We start from the raw sequence: 4,947 nt of genomic DNA, 5'->3' as shown, positions 1-4,947 counted from the left end.
AGGCCTTCGTCGTAGAGCGGTTCGGCGAAGGCCGCCACCATGGCGGCGAGGACGATCAGGGCGTAGAAGGGTGTTCTTTCCTTCCGTCCCAGGTGTACCGCGTAACCGAGGAGGACCAGTGTGAGACCCCAGCTGCCGTACGTGAGAACGTCCTGAGTGGTCAGGTCAAGTTGATGGTCAACAGGTGCTGTCGGCATGGCTTCCCCATTCGTGCCGCGACGGAAGAAAGGCTGTGGCGACTGACGGACAACGGTTTTCCAGATCTTTCCCATGTCGAGAAGTGGCAGCGTGGGCAGGCCGGCCACGCGACATCACGAATTGTCGTGGCGCCGTCTGCTCCGGATCCGGTACTTCATGTTCGCCCGTCACCCTCGGCGGGTCATCTTCCCTGTTGGTGGTATTCCTACCCGGCGGTGGTAGACGCGGGGTGCGCCAGGGACGCTCAGTCCTGGACGACGCCGTGGTAGGCCGCGATCGCCTGGGAGCGGTTGACGGCGCCGAGCTTTGCGAGGATGTGCTTGACGTGGGTCTTGACCGTGCCGACGGTGATGACGAGCTGTTCGGCGATCTCCTGGTTGCTGGCGCCGCCCGCGATGAGCGCGAGCACCTCGCGTTCACGGGCCGTCAGCTCGTCGAGGCCGCCTTCGCTGCGGAACACCGATGACGCCGTCCGGGCGACGGGAGTGTCGTCGTCGGGAGCCGTGACGAGTTCGATCTCGGCCTCGGTGAGCTCCTCCAGCGCGGCGCCGACGACGGCCAGCGTCTGACGTACCCGGTCACGCTGGAGACGCAGACGCTCCACGAGCACCGAGCGCTCGTAGAGATGACCGAATCCCTCGCTGAAAGCCCACAACACGTCACGATCGGTCTCGTCGCAGGTATGCCCGCCGCTGCCGTGGTCGGCGTGCAGGAAACCGACGACACGCCCCGCGGGAGTGATCGGTGCCACCACATATGACGTCGCCTCGCCCGCCCGGATGATCGGATGCACCCGCGGGTCCGCGGTGTTCGTCACCAGGCCTGGCCGGCGTTCGCTCAGCAGCTCCGCTTCCAGGACGAGATCGTCCAACAGGATCTCGCGCTGGACCCACGCGGCGAACCACGGCTCGTCCCGTATCATTTTGTTGACCTTCCACGGCCGCCAGACGCCGTCCTCGACGCGCGAGAGCAGCACCCGCGCAAAGCCGCAGTTCGCCGCGATCTCCTCACATACGCGGTCCTCCAGCGCCTTCGAGCTGATCACCGTGCGCAGCAGGCTGAGCCCTCGTTCGCAGCGGGCGATGCGTCGTGCTCGCGATGCCATCCGCGTTTCGGCCTGCTCGACGGCCAGGTCCTGTAGATCGCAGACCAGCCGGGCCAGCGCCGCGGTCGACTCGGCGTCGGGCGCACCCGACAGAAGACGTTCGGCACAGGCCGCGCTCAGCGCGTCCGCCGCGTCCACCGCGTCCGCGCGGCCACGCTCCGGCTCGACACCCAGCAGCCGTACGGCACGCTCGAACAGGTCCGTGGCCCGCCCGCTCACGTTGCTCGTGGCCGGGGCGTCACAACTGGACTTCATGAGCGAATTCACGACTGGGACATTGCAATCTTGAGATATCGCGACACCGCTTCCGCGCGGTTGGCCGAACGTAGCTTGCGCAACACGCTCCTGACATGAGATTTGACCGTGTCCTCGCTGAGCACCAGCCGGTCGGCGATCTCGCTGTTGCGCGCGCCGGTGACCATGAGTTCGACGATCCGCCGTTCGCGGGCGGTCAGCAGGCTCGCCACCGGGTCGTCGGCAGCGGTCACGGGTCGGAAGAGGTCGGCGGCGCGGGAGGCGACGGCGCCGAGCTCCCGGTCACTGCGGGCGAGCAGGATCTCGTCCTCGGCGAGCTGCCGCAACTGCCGTTCGGCCAGCTCGAAAGCCTCCCGGGCCTGGGCCCGCTGCTGGGCGAGCCTCTCCAGCAGAACTGTGCGCTCGAACAGCAGGCCAAAGCCCTGGGCGAACGTCCACAGATTGTCACGATCCAGTGTTGTCAGCTCGCGACGCGACCCGTAGCAGTCGGCCTGCAGGAAACCGATCACCCGGCCGGCCGGCATCACCGGCGAGGCCACGTATCCCACGCTGTCCGACACGGCCATCAGCTCCTTGTTGGTCCGCGGGTCATCGGCCGCGATCACCTCGGCGGTGCGCCTGCGGATCAGCTCTGTCTCCAGGACGCCGGGTCCCAGCGGAATCCACGTCCCACGCAGATACACCTCCGTCGCCCGCGACACGCTCGGATCCAGCCCCGGTGCCAGCCATACCGCTTCGGCACGCCACGTCGACCCCCGACGCCGCGAGATCACCGCCCGGTCGAAGTCGCAACACGCTCCGAGCTCGGCCGCCGCCGCGGGCAGCAGCTCGGCGACGGTCTCACAGGCCCGCAGCTTGGCCAGCCCGCGATGGATCCGGGCCACCGCCGCGAACCGCACCGACACCGCGTACTCGCGCAGCTCTCCCCGCAACCGTCTGAGCTCGACCAGACCCAGGCACAGCTCACCTGCCGTCCGGGCGTCGGGCGTGGGACGGGCGCACAGCACGGCACGGATCTCGGCACCGGCCGCCGCGAGCGCCTGCGCCAGCTCCGACGACTCACCGGCGTCCTCCACCGCCGGGCCCTCCAGCACCGCACGCACCCGTTCCGCCAGCTCACCGACCCGGTCGAGTAGTAATTCTCGATCGACAGCCACCGGACAATCATGCTGGTCGATCGCATTACACGGAAGTGAAAGAAACAAAACACGACCCATCCGGTTGGACACCGGACGGACCGTCAGGGCATCTTCTTCGCCGCATGTTTCGATGGCTTTCCGGTGGCGCTGGCGCGCCCCGGGGTGCTGGGCGGTGGGCAGCGGGCCAGCCCCGAAGGTGAGATCGTCAGGAGACGGGAGGCAGGAGATCCTGGAGAAGTTTCTCGACACGAGCCCGGATCTCGTCCCGGATCAGGCGGACGGCGTCGATGCCCTGGCCGGCGGGGTCGTCGAGCTTCCAGTCCTCGTACCGCTTCCCGGGAAAGACCGGGCAGACGTCCCCACAACCCATGGTGACCACCACGTCGGAGGCTTCCACCGCCTCCGACGTGAAGACTTTGGGCGTCTGGGCGCCAAGGTCGATCCCCATCTCGGCCATGGCCGCCACCGCGACCGGATTGACCCGTTCGGCCGGCAGCGACCCGGCCGAACGCACGTCGACGGCGCCGCCAGACAGCCAGGTCAGCCAGCCGGCGGCCATCTGGGACCGCCCGGCATTGTGGACGCAGACGAACAGCACCGAGGGCTTCCCGGACATACGTCGGTTCCTTTCTTCGCGTCTTCACAACGAGATGCCACGGGCCAGCCCCGGCGCCGTACTGTTGGACGTCCGACCACCGGACGTCGTGGCGTCCGACGCGACGTCCCTGGACGCGGTAGTGGGCTGATTGCGGGGCGACAGCACCCGTGTGGCGTGGTCGGGAGCGGTCGGGGGTGGCGGGTAGAGCAGGCGCACCAGCCCGTAGCCGATCATGCCGCCGATGGCCTGCATGCCGACGAACGCCGGGACGGAGGTCGGGGCGATCCCGGCGAAGGTGTTGGAGAGCATCCGCCCGACGCTGATCGCCGGGTTCGCGAAGCTGGTCGAACTGGTGAACCAGTAGGCCGCACCGATGTAGGCACCGACCGCCGCCGGGGCTCGGTCGCCTCGACCAGAGCGCGTCAGCGCGAAGATCAGCAGGATGAGGCCGGCGGTCGCGACGACTTCGGCGAGCAGATGCGCGCCGGACGCCCGGTGCCGCGTCGAGATCGACACCGCCGGCTCTTCGAACATCAGATTCGCCAGCACCGCCCCGCCCACGCAGCCGGTGACCTGGGCGGGGACGTAGGCCGCGGCGTCCCGCCACGGCAGCCCGCCGAACGCGGCGTCCACCCCCGAGACCACCGGGTTGAAATGCCCTCCGGAGACCGGCCCGACCATCAGGATGATCGCGAACAGGCCGGCGGCGGTCGCAGCGGCGTTCTCCACCAGCTGCAGCCCGGTCTGTCCCGGGCTGAGCTGTGTCGCGGCGATCCCCGAACCGATCACCAGGGCGGCCAGCAGCATGCTGCCGATCGCCTCGGCGACCAGCCGGCGCGCCAGCGGCGGTGGGCCCGGCCGTACCTGTGCCATCAGCAGCCTGCGTGACCAGCACGACCTGCGGTGGCGAGCGGAACGGCCGTACCGGTGTCCGCCGTCGGGGCGCAGTCACCGCCTGGCCCGCACGCACACGCCGAACCCGGGCCGCCGCCCGGTTCCACCGTCCGCAGTGCCGGCCCAACCCCGGTAGCGGCGTCGGTCCTGTCAGGGACGTCTGCGAGCACCGTGTAGATCTCCCACGGGGCGCCGTCCGGATCGTCGACCCAGACCTTGTCCTGCACCGCGTAGCAGCAGGTGCTGTTCTCCTCGGTCGCCGTGTCCAGCCCGGCTCCGGCCAGCCGCGTGGTTGCCGCGGTCACCTCCTCGGAGGTGGTGACCTCGACGCCGAGATGGTTGAGCGCGCCGGCCACCCCGGCGCCCCGGGCCCGTGGGTTCTCGATCAGCACCAGCTTCAGTGGCGGCACGTCGATCGCGAAGTTCGCGTATCCCGGCCGGCGCTTCGCCGGGCCAGCCCCGAACAGCTTCGTGTAGAAGTCGACCGCCGCGTCCACGTCGGAGACGTTCAGCGCCAGTTGCACCCTGGGAATCATGATCACAAACTCTCGTCGCATCGATGACCATCAATGTCTTCCGTCAGACGCGACGATGCCCCCACACATAGACGGCTGTCAATAGGTGAGGCATGCTGAAGCGCATGGCGACCGCACCCCTGCCCACCCCGCTTCCCGCGCGCGCCGCCCCCACGGGCCCCGGCACGCGCGCGGATTCCGACGCGTCCGGCCTCGCCGTTCTCACGGGCATAGATCATCGAC

The 4,947-nt window shown here is 69.0% G+C and carries 5 protein-coding genes and 1 pseudogene; all 6 read right to left on the bottom strand.

Annotated elements, in window-relative coordinates; genetic code table 11:
• A pseudogene (locus tag CM1CMNOD_RS21395) lies at positions 1-305 on the bottom strand (hypothetical protein); the annotation flags it as partial.
• A gap of 137 nt (positions 306-442) precedes the next feature.
• Complete coding sequence (locus tag CM1CMNOD_RS23510; RefSeq protein WP_013872064.1) at positions 443-1,570, bottom strand: helix-turn-helix transcriptional regulator; 1,128 nt, start codon at positions 1,568-1,570, stop codon at positions 443-445.
• Positions 1,567-2,715, bottom strand: coding sequence for a helix-turn-helix transcriptional regulator (locus tag CM1CMNOD_RS02275; protein ID WP_050803301.1), 1,149 nt, complete (start codon positions 2,713-2,715; stop codon positions 1,567-1,569). Before CM1CMNOD_RS02275 ends, CM1CMNOD_RS23510 begins: the two co-directional genes overlap by 4 nt.
• Before the next feature lie 187 nt (positions 2,716-2,902).
• Positions 2,903-3,313: an arsenate reductase ArsC gene (locus CM1CMNOD_RS02270; protein WP_013872062.1), complete on the bottom strand. Its 411-nt coding sequence runs from the start codon at positions 3,311-3,313 to the stop codon at positions 2,903-2,905.
• Between the two features lie 24 nt (positions 3,314-3,337).
• Entirely contained in the window at positions 3,338-4,168 is an 831-nt protein-coding gene (locus CM1CMNOD_RS02265; protein WP_013872061.1) for an aquaporin, read from the bottom strand.
• Positions 4,168-4,722 (bottom strand): ArsI/CadI family heavy metal resistance metalloenzyme, encoded by a 555-nt coding sequence (locus CM1CMNOD_RS02260; RefSeq protein WP_043604572.1) that lies wholly within the window; start codon positions 4,720-4,722, stop codon positions 4,168-4,170. Before CM1CMNOD_RS02260 ends, CM1CMNOD_RS02265 begins: the two co-directional genes overlap by 1 nt.
• Between the last annotated feature and the right edge of the window lie 225 nt (positions 4,723-4,947).

It is taken from the genome of Protofrankia symbiont of Coriaria myrtifolia, from assembly GCF_900634755.1.
Lineage (GTDB): Bacteria > Actinomycetota > Actinomycetes > Frankiales > Frankiaceae > Protofrankia > Protofrankia coriariae.
Note: the sequence above shows the minus strand (reverse complement) of the source record. Positions and strands in the feature narration are given on the sequence as shown.

Bases quoted from the DNA above. Each gene is read 5' to 3' on its own strand.
- CM1CMNOD_RS02265 (WP_013872061.1), bottom strand. From the start codon at position 4,168: ATGGCACAGGTACGGCCGGGCCCACCGCCGCTGGCGCGCCGGCTGGTC.
- CM1CMNOD_RS02270 (WP_013872062.1), bottom strand. From the start codon at position 3,313: ATGTCCGGGAAGCCCTCGGTGCTGTTCGTCTGCGTCCACAATGCCGGG.